This is a genomic window from Fluviicola sp. (genome assembly GCF_039596355.1).
Classification (GTDB): Bacteria; Bacteroidota; Bacteroidia; order Flavobacteriales_D; family Crocinitomicaceae; genus Fluviicola.
The window spans coordinates 98849-116000 of sequence record NZ_JBCNJW010000006.1 but is presented as its reverse complement, the minus strand read 5'-3'; the positions used below and the strand labels follow the sequence as shown (position 1 = coordinate 116000).

The following is a 17152-nucleotide window of genomic DNA, read 5'->3' as shown; positions in this document are numbered from 1 at the left end:
CGATACAAAATACGCATTCTTCGTATTTCACTTGGTGTGACACGGCAATTAATGTTTCACCGGATAACACAAACAGTACTTCTCCACGGGATGCGCCAGGGCAGAAATATTCAGGTTGTCGGACGCTTTTGAAACATCGACTGTGTCACCGCCTTTCAATAACAGATTGATGGTTTGTTTCACCTGGCTGTATGCATTGTTTGAAAGCAATTCCGAATAGACAAAGTAGTCGATTTCCTCGTCGTTGAGCTGAAATTGTGTACGAACCAGTTCCTTTTCCATCAAAATGCGATCCGGACTAAACGGTTCTTTGGCAATTTCCACTTTGTGCAGGTGGCGATTCACCAAACTCGTCGAAAGGAGCGACAAAACCTTATCCGGGTGTTGCTGCCATACTTTCACCGCTCCCATCACGTCAAAATCGTCGAGTTGGGCAAAGGTTTTCAGAATTTCCGGATTGGTTTCGAAATCCACTTTCTGAATATCACGTTCCATAAAGAACAACAATGCCGGACTTCCGAATAATTTCTCTCCGTCGCGGATCAGTTTTTTGGCCCTGCGGAGAATGTTGATCAGCATGAATTCGCCTGAAACAACTGTTTTATGCAGGTAAACCTGCCAATACATGACGCGTCGCGCTACCAGGAATTTCTCGATGCTGTAAATTCCCTTTTCATCGATCACCAGTTGGTCGTTGTGCACATTTAGCATTTCGATGATGCGTTCCGTTCCCACAATTCCTTCGGAAACTCCAGTGAAAAAGCTGTCGCGGGTCAGGTAGTCCAATCGATCCATATCCAACTGACTGGAAACCAACTGGTACAAAAATGTTTTGTGGTATTTATTGGCAAAAATCATCAGGGCACGTTCCAAATCGTCCGAATTTTCCGGAAAATCGCGTTTCAGCGCCTGGATGAAGTAATAGGAAATCTGTTCGTGGCTGACATTTTTGACAATGTCGTACTCCAATGCATGGCTGAACGGTCCGTGTCCGATGTCGTGAAGCAAAATCGCCACGAGTACCGCGCGTTCTTCTTCTTCGGTAATTTCATGTCCTTTCCGGCGGATGACGGAAATAGCCTGTGTCATCAGGTGCATGGCTCCAATCGCGTGGTGAAAGCGCGTATGTAGTGCTCCCGGATACACCATGTGGGTCATTCCGAGCTGTTTGATCCGGCGCAGACGCTGAAAAAACGGATGCTCGATCAGGTCGAAAATAAATTCGTCGGGAATTGAAATAAAACCATAAACGGGGTCGTTGATGATTTTCTTTTTATTATTTCGATGTGTGTTTGTACGCAATTGAATACCTTTATAAATCAAATATCAAAGCTAATTAATCTTTAGGATATGCAAGCAAAGATTCTGTGGGCAGACGACGAAATGGAATACCTGAAACCGCATGTACTTTTTTTAGAGTCGAAAGGGTACAGTGTGGAATTGATCAATAACGGGAGCGAGGCCGTAGAAAAATGCCAGGAAAACAATTATGATATTGTATTCCTGGATGAAAACATGCCCGGAATTTCCGGTTTGGAGGCTCTGGCTCGCATCAAGGAAATTTCTCCGATGACGCCGGTTGTGATGATCACCAAGAGTGAAGAGGAATCCATTATGGAAGAAGCCATCGGAAGTAAGATCGCGGATTACCTGATCAAACCCGTAAACCCGAATCAGCTATTGCTCTGCCTGAAGAAAAACCTGGACCACCGCAAACTGGTTTCCCAGAAAACGAATTCGAACTATCAGCAGGAATTCCGCCAGTTGGGAATGCAGCTGAATGCCCGTTTGGATTCCGACGAATGGAAGGAAGTCTTCAAAAAACTGACTTATTGGGATTTGGAATTCAACGGAATCGAAGACCAGGGAATGCGTGAAATCCTGAATGCACAGCGTAAAGAAGCAAACGATTTGTTCTGTCGCTTCATTGAAAATAACTACGAAGATTGGTTTAACGGAGAGGAAGAGGCGCCGGATATGGTGCACCATTTGCTAAAAGAGCAGGTGTTTCCTTTGCTGAATGAACGGATTTTCCTCATTGTGATCGATAACCTGCGCTATGACCAGTGGCAGGTATTGAAACCGATTATTTCGAATTACTTTACCATTGAAAAGGAGGAGATCGTTTATTCGATTTTACCTTCTGCAACGCATTATGCCCGTAACGCCCTGTTTGCCGGATTGATGCCTTCCGAGATCGAGAAACGTTTCCCGAATCACTGGTTGAACGAAGAAGATGAAGGCGGTAAAAACATGCATGAAGCAACTTTCCTGGAGGGCAACCTGAAACGCAATGGGAAGAATGTGAAGTGGTCTTACAACAAAATCACCAACTTGGATGCCGGAAAACGCCTGGTAGATCAGTTTCACACCCTTTGGGACAATCAGCTGAATGCGATTGTCTACAACTTTGTGGATATGCTTTCGCATGCCCGAACCGAAATGGACATGATCAAGGAATTGGCAGCTGATGAAGCGGCATATCGTTCGCTCACCGTTTCCTGGTTTGAGCATTCGCCTTTGCAGGAAATGTTTAAGAAAATTGCCGAAAAAGGAGGAAAGGTTGTGGTAACGACGGATCACGGAACGGTTCGTGTGACCAACCCTGTGAAGATTGTCGGAGACCGCTCAACGAATACGAACCTGCGTTACAAAACCGGTCGCAACCTGAGCTATAAGGACAAAGAAGTATTCACGATCAAGCATCCGGATAAGGTGGGATTGCCGAAATCAAGTTTATCGGCGGAATTTGTCTTTACCCGCGAACAGGATTACTTCGTTTACCCGAACAATTACAACCATTTCGTGAACTATTACAACGATACATTCCAGCACGGGGGGATTTCGATGGAGGAATTATTGATTCCGTTTATAATTTTGCAGTCGAAGTGAAAGAATTGATAGCTCATAACCTGGAAGATATTCCGTTCGTTGCAAAAGTCTTGCTCGAACAATTGGGAAACCGGAAAGTTGTTGCGTTTTATGCGGAAATGGGGTCGGGAAAAACGACGCTCATTACAGCTGTTTTACGCGCAATGGGAATTGAAAACCTGGAAGGTTCCCCGACCTATTCTCTTGTAAACTCTTATGATTCGCCTTATTTTGGTGAGGTAATGCATTTTGATGTGTATCGTCTGAATTCTTTGGATGAGGCTTTGGATGCAGGAATTGAGGAATTGTTGTATTCCGGTGCTCATTGTTTTGTGGAGTGGGCGGAGATTGTTGAGCCGCTGCTTCCGGAGGATGTGATGACAGTGCGGATCCAGGTGAATGAATCCGGAGAGCGGGTTGTTCAGATTGATTGATATCCGGTTGATTTTCAGATAGAAACTGACTTTACAAGTGTAACTTGCTGATTATTAGGCTCGTCCCAATATTGGGAAATTGGGTTTTTGGGAATTCGGGAATTCGGTTTTTAAACTGTAAAATTCTTCAATAACATCTGATTCACCTCACGTTACCATTCATATTTTTCGTATCTTCGTTTGTCTAAAAATCGAACGAGGCATATGGTAAAGGATCCGGAATTACTCAAACAATTGTTGAAGGAAGGAAACATTCTTCCGATGGAAGAAATGCTCGAGATTGCTAAGAAGAAAGGCCGTTTGGTAATCGGTATTCCCAAAGAGCAGAGTTTCCAGGAACGAAGAGTAGCATTGGTACCGGAAGCTGTTTCGTTTTTAGTTGCAAATGGCCACGATGTCCGCGTTGAAAGAGGTGCCGGAGAATCCAGCAAATTCAGCGACCGTGAATATTCTGAAGCCGGAGCAGAATTGTGCTCTTCTAACAAAGAAATTTTTGAGTGCGATATTATCCTGAAAGTAACGCCACCTTCGGAAGAAGAGGTAGATATGCTGAAAGGGAACCAAACCCTGATTTCAGCCTTGCAGTTGAGCATTCAGCCGAAAAGCATTTTGCAGAAACTCATGGATAAAAAAGTGACTGCGATTGCCTGGGATTACATTCGAGACGAACAGGGAGTGTTCCCGGTAGTACGCACGATGGGAGAAATTGCAGGAACAACCTCCATCCTCATTGCAGGAGAATTACTTTCATCTTTCAACGAAGGAAAAGGAATCATGCTGGGAGGAATTGCCGGTGTACAGCCCACAGAAGTGGTAGTACTCGGAGCGGGAACCGTTGGAGAATTTGCTACGCGTGCTGCTATGGGACTGGGAGCTTCCGTGAAAGTATTCGACAACAGTTTGTCGCGTTTACGTCGTCTGCAGAACGATTTGGGATCGCGGATTTATACATCCGTACTTCAGCCGAAAGTACTGGCAAAATCCATCATGCGTGCAGACGTGGTGATCGGAGCCATCCGTTCCCCGCTGGGAAGAACTCCATGCGTTGTTTCCGAAGAAATGGTGGAAAATATGAAAGAAGGTTCCGTGATCGTTGATGTAAGTATCGATCAGGGAGGATGTTTTGAAACTTCCCGCGTGACCAACCACATCAACCCGACCTTTGTGAAACATGGCGTGGTGCATTACTGTGTACCGAATATTGCATCCAGGGTACCACGAACGGCTTCGTTTGCACTATCCAATATTTTCTCACCGATCCTCATGAACATGGGAGATTCCGGAGGTTGCCTGGATTTGATCCGCAACGACCACGGTTTCCGTTCAGGAGTGTATATCTACAAAGGAATTCTTGTCAGCGAAGTACTCGGACGTGTTTTCGACCTCAAATACAAGGATATCGATTTGCTGATGATGGGACTAAAGGGATAGCTAAATGACTTTTTAGGCTTGGTGAGTCAAGAGATAGGACCAATTTTGACATTGTCTTGATTCATGACTCTTGAAGTCTTGTTGTCTCCAGGTCTACAGGAATTATCCGCCGCGTTTATTCCCTTTGAACTTTTGTTTCTTACTGGTCCACTTGTAGTGTCTCTTGTTGAAGTTACTCGTTTCGCGAATCCCGGAACCAAACTTGTAAACGAAACCGGCATTGTGCTGCAGGTAGTTCCCTTTTCCGAAAAATCCACCGGATAGCGCTATTTTACAGGAAGTTTGCAACTGGAAGCCCAAGCCGCGGTAGAAAAACAGATTCACTCCCAAACCGATATTTCCCGTAACGGTTGTAACATTGGGCATGGCGGTTCGCTGGGTGATTCCGAATCCAAGGGAAACAAACGGATCAAGCCATCTTTGCGATACCAGCGGGTAAAAGCTGTATTTGCAATTCAGGTCAAAAGCCAGGAACGTCCCCGAACGATTGATCGAATCATTGATCAATTTTCCTGCACGGTAGGTAACATAAGCTCCCGAAAATTCTGCACTGATTCCGTGTTTGATATACTTGTCGACAAAAATGCGCGTAGGGAAATATTCGTAGTTCCATGTTTCTGCCACATCAAACATCTGGCAAAGCCCGCGTCCGTCATCGTCGATTACATTCCAGCTTACACCGATCATCCAGGTATATGGCTTCCGGTATTGCAAAGCGTAAGGTTGTGCATCGGCAAACTGGGTGAATAACAATGTAGTAGCAATTAAGACTGAACGTAATAGCGTCTTCTGAATAGGCATGGACTGTATTTTGTCTCAAATGTATACAGCTTATCCGAATATCCGGCAATTTTTTTCAAAAATGTTGGTATATTCGTCCCAAACTGGAAAGGCGTGATAAGCAACAAATTAGGGCTGAAATGGCCCGAAACTATACTCGAATGGGAGAAAGAATTAGTTCAAAAAGTGGGCTTTCTCTCAGCGATAGGAAGTTTCAATATCCTGGTTTGCCTGATCGTGTTTAACCTGATCGGATTTTCAGCGCTGAATAGTCATTTTTTCATGGTTTTGGGCTTGTCGGCTTGTATTTTTATCCTGATCCGTTTCCGAAAGTACATCATTGCATCCTACCTGTTCTTTGCAATCGGGGTATACATTCTCGGAGTGGCAGCGATTTACATGCAACTGGAAAGCAATGTGCTGATGTACTTTTTCCCGCTGACGCTTTCAATCGTGCAGATTTACGGACGGAAAGAACTGTTTCGCCACCTGATTGTGTGGGGATTTATTTATTTCCTGACAATTAGTTTCCTGGTGATTTTCGGACCGAAGTATTATCCGCATACCATGAAACCGGAACATTTGAGTATCCTGAAGATTTTCAACGGACTCTTCGCATTTTTCTGTGGATTGATGCAAATTACGGTGATTACATGGATCAATATCAAACAGGAGGAGCAAATCCGGAATGTGGTGGAAGAAAAGCGCTTGTTACTGGCTGAATTATACCATCGGGTGAAAAACAACCTGAATATTGTGACTAGCCTGATCAATATCAAGAAAAACAATTCCAGTTCGCAGGAAGTGATCGATGCACTCGAAGACTGCCGTGGACGGGTGTATTCGATGGCTTTGGTGCATCAGCAGATGTATTCCGGTTCGCGGGTCGGAAACCTGAACATGATGGATTACCTCGTAGAACTCATCCGGAATGTGGAGCACGCATTCGGAGGGGACGCCGATGTGATGCTGGAGGTCGATTCAAAAGAATTGATACTGCCTATTTCAAAGGCGGTTCCGATCGGACTGATCATGAACGAACTGATCACGAATTCGTATAAACATGCCGTGCTTCCCGGACAAAAACTCGTGGTAAACATTCACGTGTTCCAGCTTGGGAATTCGCTTCAAATCGAATTGTCCGACAATGGCCCGGGAATTCCTCCCGACCGTTCGAACTCCAATACATTGGGTTTTGAACTGATCCGCTCACTATGCGAACAAATCGACGCAGGAGTTATCTTCGGAAACAACCGTTCCGGTAAACCCGGTGCATTGATCCAGATCAAATTGATTGATTACCGTTCTTCGTCACAAATCCTTTCGTAACATTTCGCCCGTTTCCGCTTATTTCTGTATGATCAAGTTTATCCTGTCACTTAGTTTCATGCTTTCCGGAAGCACGATATTCGCCCAGGAGGAGGAGGTGGAATCTTCCGATTACGACCGTGGATTCTTCGTGGGAAACGTAATCTCCGATACTTCCAGCTTCGGGAAAGAAGGAGGTGTATACGATTATGGGCTTGCTTCTGTTTTGGAATCCACATATAAGATTGAAATCCGGTTTACCAGCCATTGTTTCAGGGGATTTCAGTCTACGGTCTTGTATTACGATACGAAATGGAACGTAAAAACCTGTCAGTATCAGTACCAGAGTGGCGAAAAAGATAAAAACTGGATTTCCGTGCAAAACGATCACCTGGATTCACTTTTCGCAGTGCTGGCTGTAAACGATATCTTTGGTTTACCGAACGACAACAACTTATCGTTTGGGAAGAATTACTTCAATCCTGAAACAGGAAATCTATCCGGAGAAGGAATTGGAGTCGGTTGCGGAAGTTATTACATCATTGAATTTAAAATCGCAGATCAGTATCGAAGATACGATTTTTCAAACCCGGAAGTGTTTGCCGAATTTTACCCGAATGTGCAGGAGTTTCGAAACTACTCGGAGATCGTGCGGGTTTTTACGGAGTTGGTTAAACGTTGATTATACGAATTACGAATTACGAATTACGAATTACGAATTACGAATGTTTTCGCATTAGGCATTAGGAACTCGTAATTCGGAATTAACGCTCAAATTCCCATGCACTTCTGTAAACTCCGTTTTTCTCAATCTCCTGGAGCAGGGTTTCGTAAAATGCGTCATTTCCCAGGGTGGCGCTGTCCCCGATGAGGTAGCAGGTTTTCTGCGTTCTTGAAATCGCCACATTCGTACGCCGGTAATCACTTAAGAAACCGATGATTCCGTCCGGGTTGGAACGGGTGAGACTGATGACAACCGTTTCTTCTTCCTGTCCCTGGATGGCATCGATGGTGGAAACGTTCCATTCATTTCCTAAGGCCTTTTGCACTAACGCAATCTGGGCAGAGTAGGGAGCGAGGATCACTGTTTTCTTCGGATTCAACGCTTCCGTTTCGATCAGTTTTTGAATGATTTTCGCTTCGTCGCGGTTCTCAAAACTGCCGGTTGTTTCATTCTCGGCTTCGCCGTCACCAAAACCGGCCATATCAATAAATTGAATTTCTCCGTTTCGAATGCCCTGGGCTGTTTGGAGCTGGTTGTTGTAGAAATACGGATTGATAACTGAAACAACCTCTTGTGGCATGCGGTATTGTTCGTTGAGCAGAATCGGAGGTTGGATTTCACAAACGGTTTCCAGTAAGCTTTTAGCCAGGCCGAGGCTTTTGGCTTTGTCGCTCATCACAACGGGAGGCAGCTGCTGCGGATCGCCGCACAAAACCAGCTTTTTTCCGAAACTCGCCACTAACCAAGCCAACGGAGCAAGAGCTTGCCCGGCTTCGTCCATGATCACTACATCGAACGCCTGATTTTTGGATAATTCATTGAATAATCCCACCGGAGTTCCTGCAATAACGGAGCTGGAATCGATCAGTTGTTGTTCGGTATCCTGTGCCAGTTTGCGCAATTCTTTTTGCAATTCACGGAGTTCCCTTCTGGCTTGTCGTTTTTCGTCCGCTGCTTCTTTGGTATAATTGCGGATGTGCCGGTTGACAACCTGTTCTGCTTTTTGAATCTGTTTTTTTAAACTCTGACCGTATTGAGCTGCTTTCCCTGATTCGAGGTAGGCATCAATGGTAAAAGGAAGGATTTCAGCTGCCACTTTTTCGTTGTTCCCTACGCGCAGCAACGAACAATTGAACAAAAGAAGCTTTTTGCACAGGTTGTCGACTGCCGTATTGCTCGGAGCGGTGATGAGTACTTTTTTACCTGCTTTGATCAAATGCTCAATCGCAATGGCGAGTGTATGTGTTTTTCCGGTTCCCGGAGGTCCCTGGATCACCGTTGTAAGGTCTCTGCCAAGAATGGCTCCTACAGCTTGTTGTTGTGATTCATTGAGTTGTTCGGAAGGGAATGACAATGTTTCTTTTTCGTTGGAGAAATCACGGGCGAAGTCCTGCAGGTGTTTTTGCTCACTGAGAAAACGCAATCCCAGCTGCATGCATTCCAGTGTCCGGTCGTCGGGGGTGAAATCTACACGCACGGTATTTTCCCGCACATTTCCTTCGATTTCTTCTTTGCAGAACAAAAGCATGGAATAAGCATTCAGTTCGACAATCCGTGCTTTGTACGGTTTATTTTCCACGTGGAGTAATACACTTGATCCGCGTTTGAAAAACGTATTATTGATGACAAATGATGTTTCCAGAGAGTAGAAATCGCCGTTAATTCCCGTCCGGATTTCGGCCACTTCGCATGGAAAAACGCTCAATCCCTGTTTACGCAGCTCATTCGGTGCGGTTTTCAGGTTTTCGGAAGCCAGTTTCTGCGAGTAGCGGATTTCTTCCTGAAGGGCTTGTTCCAGTTGCGGATGTATCGGGAGCATGAGTTGTATTTATTGTTACAAAGATACACTTACAGGCATCCGGAGGTACTGAATCCGGGAGATTTTCTGCAAAATGCAAAGAGCGCAAAGCCTGTAGGATGCTCTGCGCTCTTCAAGGGGTGCTTTTGTTGTTTTGATGCACGAAGCATCAGTACATTTTGCGTGAGGCGTGGTTGGATAATCCGGTTTATGAAATCACGTTATTTTCATTCTCAAACTTGCGGTACGAAAACAGGATGGCGGTTACTGCAAGCAGTACCATTACTCCGAAAGAGATGGCAACCAAATGCCATTCCAGCGTGCCTGCAATCAGTTCCTTGGTTGCCAGTACAATATTGACTACCGGGATCAGTGCCGTTACTTCATTCAGTTCGATTCCAGGGAAGAAACCAACCATTGCAGGGAGAATGATCAATAAATTCAGTGGGGAAATAATGCTTTGAGCTTCCTTGAAACTTTTCGCACGGACAGCAATCGGGATCATGATTCCGGCAAAGAAAATGATCAGCGGACAAAGCAGTGCGTAAAGCATTACGATGAACGCGGGCGAAAGAATGTCTTTGATGGCCTGAAGCACGATCGGGTCTTTGACAATGTCCAATACTTCGATTGACAGGTAAATCCCCAGTAAGTTGAAGGTTGCGGCAAGCAGTCCGGAGAGTACTACGACACCCATCTTCCCGAAAAGAATTTTCCATCTTGGAACCGGAGTCGTAAGCAGTGTTTCAATCGTTGAGCGTTCCTTTTCACCTGTAAACAAGTCAATTGCCGGGAACATACACCCCATGAATCCAAAGGCGATAAACAGGTAAGGCAGGAATCCTCCGGCCAGTTTCCCGATCATTTCTTTGCTGGATGCCACATTCGAATAGTTCATCACCAGCGGCGTCACTTTCGCTTCGTCGATCTTCAATTCGGAATACCGCTGCTTTTTCCAATTTTCCTGGATGTAAGATAAATACGCATCTGCGCGGTCTTTCATCCCCAGGTCCGTTCCATCATGGAAAACAGTCACTGCAATCGGCTTCATCGCTTTTTTGAGCTGTTCGGCGTTGTTCGGGATGTAAATTCCTACCTGGATCGAATCCGAGCGGATTGCCTTAACCAAAGCCAATGTATCTGTAAACGGAATGAATTCTTTTTTACCGAGGGCATCCGGAACTTTCAGTAAGTCGGCTTCGAGGCTTCCTGCCTGGTTGCTCACCAAACCGATTTTGACCTTTTTCTCGGCTGCAGCTTTCTGAAAACTTTCCGACACCGACATGAATACGCTCATGATCAGCGGAAATACAAGGGTTGGGATAACGATCATCATCATGACCGTTCTTCTGTCGCGCAGCGTATCGCGCAATTCTTTTTTAAATACAGTGAAAATCATGCTAATTCAGGTTTTTGGTCGTGAACAATCCGGATAAATTCTGCTGTTAGATTCGGAGCCTGTTGCTGTGCTCTGAAAGCTTCCATGGTGTCGTTGTATAATACTTTTCCTTTGTGAATGATGGTAATGTCATCACACAATAAGTCAACTTCTCCCATGATGTGGCTCGAGAAAATGACCGTTTTCCCCTGATTTTTACAATCGCGGATGAGCTGGATGATGTTTTCCGCTGTAATCACGTCCAGTCCGCTGGTCGGTTCATCGAAAATCACTACTTGCGGATCGTGGATCATGGTGCGGCAGATGGAAACTTTCTGCTTCATTCCCGTACTCAGTTTCCCGATGCGTTTGTTCTGAAAATCGTGCATGTCCAACAAATCATAGAGCCGTTTTTTACGTAGCTCGATATCATTTTTTGAAACGCTGTACAATTCCCCGAAATAGCTGATCAATTCATTGGGTGTCAGGCGTGCATACAACCCGGCAGAACCTGTCAGAAAACCAATGTGTCTTCGTGCTTCCTGTGGATTTGCCACTGCGTCGATGTTGTTGATAAGGATGCTTCCTTTGGAAGGTTTGAAAATGGTTGACAACATGCGGAGGGTTGTTGTTTTTCCCGCTCCGTTGGGTCCGAGTAAGGCGTGTACTCTTCCGGGCATGCATTCGAAACTGATATTATCGACTGCAAGAACGGCATTTTGTGTGGTTCCCAGCTCCTTCTTTTGCTGTCTGTTCAGACTAAAAGATTTGCTGAGATTAGAAACTTGTATCATAGCGAGAGATTATGTCACTAAGTTAACAAGATGCCAAAAGCGGTTAGTACAAAATGCGTCGAAACGATCTTTTTAGTGATGAAAGGTTGTATTTAAATGCAAAACCGAGAATGGACAATTGAAAATGGAGCATTGAAAAGGAAGCTGGCTTAGTTCGACAAGTTCACTACAAGTAGTTCGGTGTGATGATTTCTCGGGAAAGCTTGTTCAGGGCGCGTTGAATGATTTGGCTCAGTTCTTCGGGTTTGGAAACGGTCATGAAGTGTGTGCCGCCTTCAACGATGTAATCAGGATGTACTTTTTTGATATTGAAAATGCGGTCTTTGCTCCCGTGAATGTGAAGCACTTCGGATGAAACGGGTGTTCTCCGTTTCCAGGTCACAATCTGGTGAATGGCCCATTTGGTGAATAACGGATCGGAATCTGCCAGAATCTGATCCAGGATCGCATGTTCTTCCGTAGTTTTAGTGCCGAAGAACCAGTGATTTCCTTTTTTGTTCCGGAGCAGCGTTTTTACCGGCATGAGTTTTTGCAGACCGATTTTTCCACCTGCTTTCATCCAAAAGGGAAGTGAAGCTCGTGTTTGGACACTTGCAAGAATTAAAACCGGGCAGTTGTTCAGCAAGGCACTCATTTCCTGTGCAACGATTCCTCCGAATGAAATCCCGATCAGAACCGGGGTGGAAGCTTGAACCTGTTTGGTGAGTTGCTTCACATACGATTCAAAGGATTGTCCCGTTTGTACCGGCTCCCAGGGAATGAAAACCGGTTCGTAAACGCCGAAATCAATCCGGTCAAAGACGCGTTCGTCTGCTCCTAGTCCTGAAAGAATGTAATAAACGGGCTTTTCCATGTGAAAAAAGAACGCTATTCATTGTTCGACGACGTAATCTGAAAATGGAAGATTCCCGGAATGCTTTTCATTGGTTGATTTATTCCGCGTCTTTATAAAATCCCAATTTATAGGCAACACCCACGCGCAGATCGGTTGTGTTTGTGAGCCATTTGGTTGTATTGGATGCTGTGAGGTCAAGCAGTCCCGAATAATTGCGTAATTCTACAGAGATTGCCCAGTATGTCCGCACCGGAATGGAGATTCCTACACCGCTTGCAATACCAAAATCCCAGCGATTGATGCCGGTAGCGTCTAACGGATCTTTATAAATGGTTTTATTGCCGTTTATTTTCATCAAATCTGTTTTTGACAGGAGGTAACCAACGTAAGGGCCTGCATTGACAAAGAAATGAACCTTTTTTCCGAAACTCGCTTTCACTAAAACAGGAAAGGTCAGGTAGTCAAAGCGGGAAGATGCTCTTCCGTTTCCAATAGGATTTCCGGATTGATCCGTGTAGTTAAGGTCCTTTATTTGGTATCCTTTCCGTTGGTAGGAAAGACCGCTTTTAAGGGAAAGGAAATTTTTAAAATTGTATTGAAAGATAAAACCTCCTGATCCGAAAATAGCAGGATCAGGGTTGAAATCAAACGCCGGATTGCTGCTGCTGATGAGCATGGTGCTCAGATTCGGTCCACCTTCCAGACCCAGGTCAAACATGCTGTTTTGAGCATGCAGATTCACACTGTTTCCGATGGATACAAGTGAACAGATGATTAAGAAACGTTTCATAATGTTGTTTGATAGCATAATACAGCGTAAAATAACGAATAAACGGGGAAATAGTTTGATTTTACCTCGTTTTTCTGAAGAAAAAACGCTTCTTTATTTGTGTCTTTGAAAATACCTTATCCTTTTTTGCCGAAGCAATAATGGAGTCCTGCCAGGCCGGTTAAACTGAAATTGCGCATATTGGAACTGTTGGAGTGCTTGGAATGATGGAGGAGGTATGTGATTCCCTGGTTATACCGGCATTCCAGAAATAATTTAAGGTGTGGAGAGACATAGGTGGCGATTCCCGTGCCGAGACTGGCACCGATTTCATATTGTGTATACCGGTAACCTACATCGTTGATGGTTTCCTGGTAGTTGTTACCCGCTGTTTTGGGGAAACGTTCCACCGCTTTTGAAAGCCCGCTGATATAAGGTCCGAATTGAAGAAAATACTGAACCCGGTTTCCGAAATGAAACTGGCAGAAAACCGGGAGGGTGAAATAATCCAGGTTGGTGTAGGTTCGGGAGCTGGGAGAACCATTGGCTTGCCTGATAGATCCCTTCCGCTCGGAATTCATTTCGGTGCGAAGTGAAAAGTGCTTTTTGAGGTTCCATTGATAGCCGATGCCATAAAATACACCTGAATTGGCTCTGTCAAATGTGTGAGAAGCCTGATAACCCAAGTAAGCAGAAAGAGAACCTCCGCCGTGAATCCCGATTTCGTGTTTTAAATCTTGGGAAATGGAATAATTGCTGCTAAGGAGCGCGAAAGCCCCGATGATTAAGGTGGTTTTTAAATTCATGTCATTTTGTTTGATGCGGCACATTTGCAGCAAAAATGAGCCAGGAAACATTGAAAATGGAGAATTGAACGGTTTTTTCCTTTTCAATTCTCCATTCTAACTTCTATTAATGATGGTGTCCGTGCGCACCGTGGGAATGACCGTGAGCAATTTCATCTGCAGTTGCTTCGCGAACGTCCAAAACCGTTCCCTGGAAGAATAAATCTGTTCCTGCAAGCGGGTGATTGAAATCCATCGTTACGTTTTCATCCGTCAACTCCAGGATCGTTCCTCTCAGGTGATTTCCTTCATTGTCTGTCATCGGCAAGATTGCTCCGACTTTGATTTGCGTTTCGTCAATTTTTCCGGATTCGTCAAAAAATACTGCGATCGGAATGATAGCCACATGGTCATCCTGCTTATCTCCGTATGCTTCTGCGGAAGGAATCGAGAATTCGAATTTGTCTCCTGCTTTCAAACCATGAATATTGACTTCGAATGCCGGGATGATGCGCTCTATTCCGTACAAAAACTCCATCGGATGAGTTTCAGATGTTTCCTCGATGTGTTCACCTGTTTTGTGATTGGTCAACTTGTAATGCAAGGAAACCACTGTGTTTGTGTCTACTGTCATAAAACTGAATTATTTGGCTATAAAGGTAACGCAAACTAATCACAAATAGTGCCTTTGTGTTCAGTGTGCTGGTATAAATTCTCCAATTCTTCCAGTTCTTTTAGCAACTCTGCGGAAGGAGGATTGTGCGTGAGTTTGGATAAATCCGGTTGTCCGGCGTCGACCCAGGCGGTGTACCAAATGGAGCCAACGGCAATAATGGCCTGGCGCATCCGGCGTTCCACCATTCCGTTCATGCGTCTCTGGTATTCGTCGCAAAACGCTTTGGAATAGGTTTGGATCACTACGTTTCCGCGTGTTTCGTAGGTGTATTTCTGATCGCTTGGAAACTCGGCTGTGAGCTCTTTTTCGATACTCAGAACTGAATCAACCGCAGCATTGGAAGCTTGCACAGCTTCCCAGGCAAAATCGAGAACTTTGGTGACATATTTTCCTTTTCCCACGAAGTAATCGTATTCTTCGGCGTTCAGTTCCACGATCCGGCTTTCCCACAAACCGTGGATTCCACGCTGTCCGGTCATCTGCCCATTGTAGTTTTCTGTTGTGTGGAGCGGAACGTGTGCGTCGCCGATATAATGCCCGATTTCTGCGGCATTTTTGAGAATCAGGTCGATGTTTTTCGATTCGAATGCTTTCTGCAGGCGGTATTTCATTACCAGGATGTGCCACGGAACGATTCCGTATGCCTGAAGGGTATCTTCCGTAAATTTGGCTACGGCATCTTCCCAGCGTCTGGGCACGATTTCGAAGGGATTTTGCCCTCCGGCAGCGTAATGATCAATGTCTATGTAATGCCGTTGTGCTTCGCCATCCACGCCATACCTGCGTTTATCCGGATCCACGGCGTGTTCGGTAATGAATTCGATGTTCTCTTTGAAGAACCCGAACAGTTCCGGCGGAAGTGTGAAAACGGCTACGCGATTGATGCGTTTGTGGCCGAAAAATCCCCAAAGTGCAGGCTCCGGAAGTTTTTGTGACCAGGGAAGGGGAACGGCGTTCCCCGTGTTTGAAATAAACAGTGAAAGTAGCAGGAAGAAACTAGTTCTCCGAAATGTTGACGAGTTTACCATTCTTTAAAATTGGAATCACGTTTGTTTGATTCGGAGTCAAACAATACTTGATGTCTTCATTCAAATTTAGGTTTTTTAATCGTCTTCTGTGCGAACTCGACTTCAAAAATCCGAGATAATTGTCTTTTGCTGAGAGGAATAAGTATTTAGCTGCAATGGAAGAGTCTTCAACGGAAGTGAAATTTCCTGTATTTATCAGGTATTCGCAAATTGCTCCAGCACAGATGGTGTCTTCCAGGTTGAATTTATCCTGCCATCCGGAACACAGGCACAAAATATTTTTATTCTGTTTTTCCAACCACTGATTCAGGTAATCCAGGTTCAGAAATGAACCTACTACTACAATTTCCGCATCTTTTGCTACATCCAGCGATTTGGTTCCGTTGGTGGTTGTCAGTACTACTTCTTGTCCTTTGAACTCTTCTTTCATGTATGAAAACGGGGAGTTTCCGAAGTCAAAACCTTCTACGATCTGACCTTTGCGTTCGGCTCCTGCCAGAAATCCCTTTTGTTTGTATTCCCAGGCTTCTTCTACCGTCGGAACGGGAATAATGGAAGCAATTCCGTTATCAAAAGCGGCACAAATGGCTGATGTAGCTCTCAGAACATCGATTACAACAACTATTTCAAATTCACCTTTAAAGTAAGCATACTCGCCCGGAGTGTAGCATACTTCGATAAGCTTTCTGGTATCTGACATAAGCGCGAAGGTAGTAAAATCAAATGGATTTCAGAGACTCCTGAGTCGGTTTGAAGATCTTTGCGTCTGCAACAAAGGTTCCGAAAGGCAGTAAAGAAGCCAGGTAAGCCCAGAATTTAGTTTTCAAATCCCATTTTGTTTCAGTGGAGGCCCAAAACACCAAAAATACGTAAGCGATGAACAAAACTCCGTGTGCCATCCCGACGATTTTGTTGGGAGCCGTGATGTCCATCATGTATTTCAACGGCATGGTAACCAAAAATGATAAAAAAGAGATTCCTTCGAGGATTCCGACAATGCGCAAAGCACCTAAAGCTGACTTGAAATTCATGATTTTTTGTTTGCAAATTTAGGGTTTAAGCGGATTTGAAAAGGTACCATTCACCGATTAATCGGTTTCTGTGGGGATTCTGTGGGGACGCGATGCATCGCGTCCCCACAGAATAGTTTATTGCTTTTTATATTTCTTTCCGTCCACTTCCATGTACCAGTAGTTTCCTTCCTGATACGGTTCCGCATTCAATTCAAATACACGAGGAGTCTGTGAATTCAAACGGATTTTGTCTCTCTGCTGATTGATTTCCGACGTTCCTGTCAGTGTTCCCGTACAGGTGCATAAGTTCGGTGCGCAGGTGTCCTGGCAGTCGATCAGGTATGTCCCCGTTTTTCCCGAAAAGGTAAATTGATCCGATACAAATTTGCCCATCACGGAATTGTATTGCGGTTCGCTGTACCAGGTTCCTTCGAATTCGGAATTGTACTTCAGAAGCGGTTTGTTGCAGGATGCAAGCAGAACCAGGACGAACAGGGGGAGAATGTAAAAACGTTTTTTCATGGAGTA

At 44.8% G+C, this 17152-nt stretch carries 18 protein-coding genes; 5 read left to right on the top strand and 13 right to left on the bottom strand.

Annotated features, from left to right (window positions below):
* Positions 1–48: 48 nt before the first annotated feature.
* Entirely contained in the window at positions 49–1302 is a 1254-nt protein-coding gene (locus ABDV94_RS12815; protein WP_343747588.1) for an HD domain-containing protein, read from the bottom strand.
* A 48-nt stretch (positions 1303–1350) separates the two neighbouring features.
* Here ABDV94_RS12815 and ABDV94_RS12810 point away from each other — a divergent pair, with 48 nt between their 5' ends.
* The 3 genes from ABDV94_RS12810 to ABDV94_RS12800 all read left to right on the top strand — a co-directional run bounded on the left by ABDV94_RS12810 (position 1351) and on the right by ABDV94_RS12800 (position 4736).
* Positions 1351–2892, top strand: a complete 1542-nt coding sequence (locus ABDV94_RS12810; protein ID WP_343747587.1) for a bifunctional response regulator/alkaline phosphatase family protein — start codon at positions 1351–1353, stop codon at positions 2890–2892.
* Positions 2889–3305, top strand: coding sequence for a tRNA (adenosine(37)-N6)-threonylcarbamoyltransferase complex ATPase subunit type 1 TsaE (gene tsaE, locus ABDV94_RS12805; protein WP_343747586.1), 417 nt, complete (start codon positions 2889–2891; stop codon positions 3303–3305). The genes ABDV94_RS12810 and tsaE overlap by 4 nt, the downstream gene beginning before the upstream one ends.
* A gap of 204 nt (positions 3306–3509) precedes the next feature.
* Entirely contained in the window at positions 3510–4736 is a 1227-nt protein-coding gene (locus ABDV94_RS12800; RefSeq protein WP_343747585.1) for an alanine dehydrogenase, read from the top strand.
* Between the two features lie 102 nt (positions 4737–4838).
* On the opposite strand, the gene ABDV94_RS12795 is transcribed toward ABDV94_RS12800, so the two are convergent.
* Entirely contained in the window at positions 4839–5537 is a 699-nt protein-coding gene (locus ABDV94_RS12795) for a hypothetical protein (RefSeq protein WP_343747584.1), read from the bottom strand.
* A 93-nt stretch (positions 5538–5630) separates the two neighbouring features.
* Here ABDV94_RS12795 and ABDV94_RS12790 point away from each other — a divergent pair, with 93 nt between their 5' ends.
* Complete coding sequence (locus ABDV94_RS12790) at positions 5631–6845, top strand: histidine kinase dimerization/phosphoacceptor domain -containing protein (RefSeq protein WP_343747583.1); 1215 nt, start codon at positions 5631–5633, stop codon at positions 6843–6845.
* Between the two features lie 28 nt (positions 6846–6873).
* On the top strand, positions 6874–7506 hold the full coding sequence (locus tag ABDV94_RS12785) for a hypothetical protein (protein ID WP_343747582.1): 633 nt from the start codon (positions 6874–6876) through the stop codon (positions 7504–7506).
* 82 nt (positions 7507–7588) lie between these two features.
* On the opposite strand, the gene ABDV94_RS12780 is transcribed toward ABDV94_RS12785, so the two are convergent.
* From ABDV94_RS12780 to ABDV94_RS12730, 11 genes are all read right to left on the bottom strand, one after another.
* Positions 7589–9367 carry an AAA domain-containing protein gene (locus ABDV94_RS12780; protein ID WP_343747581.1) on the bottom strand — a complete coding sequence of 593 codons (1779 nt, stop codon included), beginning with the start codon at positions 9365–9367 and terminating at the stop codon, positions 7589–7591.
* Between the two features lie 187 nt (positions 9368–9554).
* Positions 9555–10745, bottom strand: coding sequence for an ABC transporter permease (locus tag ABDV94_RS12775; protein ID WP_343747580.1), 1191 nt, complete (start codon positions 10743–10745; stop codon positions 9555–9557).
* Positions 10742–11518: an ATP-binding cassette domain-containing protein gene (locus tag ABDV94_RS12770; protein WP_343747579.1), complete on the bottom strand. Its 777-nt coding sequence runs from the start codon at positions 11516–11518 to the stop codon at positions 10742–10744. The genes ABDV94_RS12775 and ABDV94_RS12770 overlap by 4 nt, the downstream gene beginning before the upstream one ends.
* A gap of 166 nt (positions 11519–11684) precedes the next feature.
* Positions 11685–12371 (bottom strand): alpha/beta hydrolase, encoded by a 687-nt coding sequence (locus ABDV94_RS12765; protein ID WP_343747578.1) that lies wholly within the window; start codon positions 12369–12371, stop codon positions 11685–11687.
* A 79-nt stretch (positions 12372–12450) separates the two neighbouring features.
* The gene (locus ABDV94_RS12760) at positions 12451–13143 is read right to left on the bottom strand and encodes a porin family protein (protein WP_343747577.1); all 693 of its coding nucleotides are present in this window, start codon (positions 13141–13143) and stop codon (positions 12451–12453) included.
* A 116-nt stretch (positions 13144–13259) separates the two neighbouring features.
* Positions 13260–13928 carry a porin family protein gene (locus ABDV94_RS12755; protein WP_343747576.1) on the bottom strand — a complete coding sequence of 223 codons (669 nt, stop codon included), beginning with the start codon at positions 13926–13928 and terminating at the stop codon, positions 13260–13262.
* Between the two features lie 106 nt (positions 13929–14034).
* Positions 14035–14541 (bottom strand): FKBP-type peptidyl-prolyl cis-trans isomerase, encoded by a 507-nt coding sequence (locus ABDV94_RS12750; RefSeq protein ID WP_343747575.1) that lies wholly within the window; start codon positions 14539–14541, stop codon positions 14035–14037.
* Between the two features lie 35 nt (positions 14542–14576).
* Positions 14577–15611 carry a zinc dependent phospholipase C family protein gene (locus tag ABDV94_RS12745; RefSeq protein WP_343747574.1) on the bottom strand — a complete coding sequence of 345 codons (1035 nt, stop codon included), beginning with the start codon at positions 15609–15611 and terminating at the stop codon, positions 14577–14579.
* Entirely contained in the window at positions 15580–16311 is a 732-nt protein-coding gene (locus ABDV94_RS12740; RefSeq protein ID WP_343747573.1) for a 2-phosphosulfolactate phosphatase, read from the bottom strand. Before ABDV94_RS12740 ends, ABDV94_RS12745 begins: the two co-directional genes overlap by 32 nt.
* 19 nt (positions 16312–16330) lie before the next feature.
* Positions 16331–16642 (bottom strand): DUF3817 domain-containing protein, encoded by a 312-nt coding sequence (locus ABDV94_RS12735; RefSeq protein WP_343747572.1) that lies wholly within the window; start codon positions 16640–16642, stop codon positions 16331–16333.
* A gap of 117 nt (positions 16643–16759) precedes the next feature.
* Positions 16760–17146 carry a hypothetical protein gene (locus ABDV94_RS12730; RefSeq protein ID WP_343747571.1) on the bottom strand — a complete coding sequence of 129 codons (387 nt, stop codon included), beginning with the start codon at positions 17144–17146 and terminating at the stop codon, positions 16760–16762.
* Positions 17147–17152 lie beyond the last annotated feature (6 nt).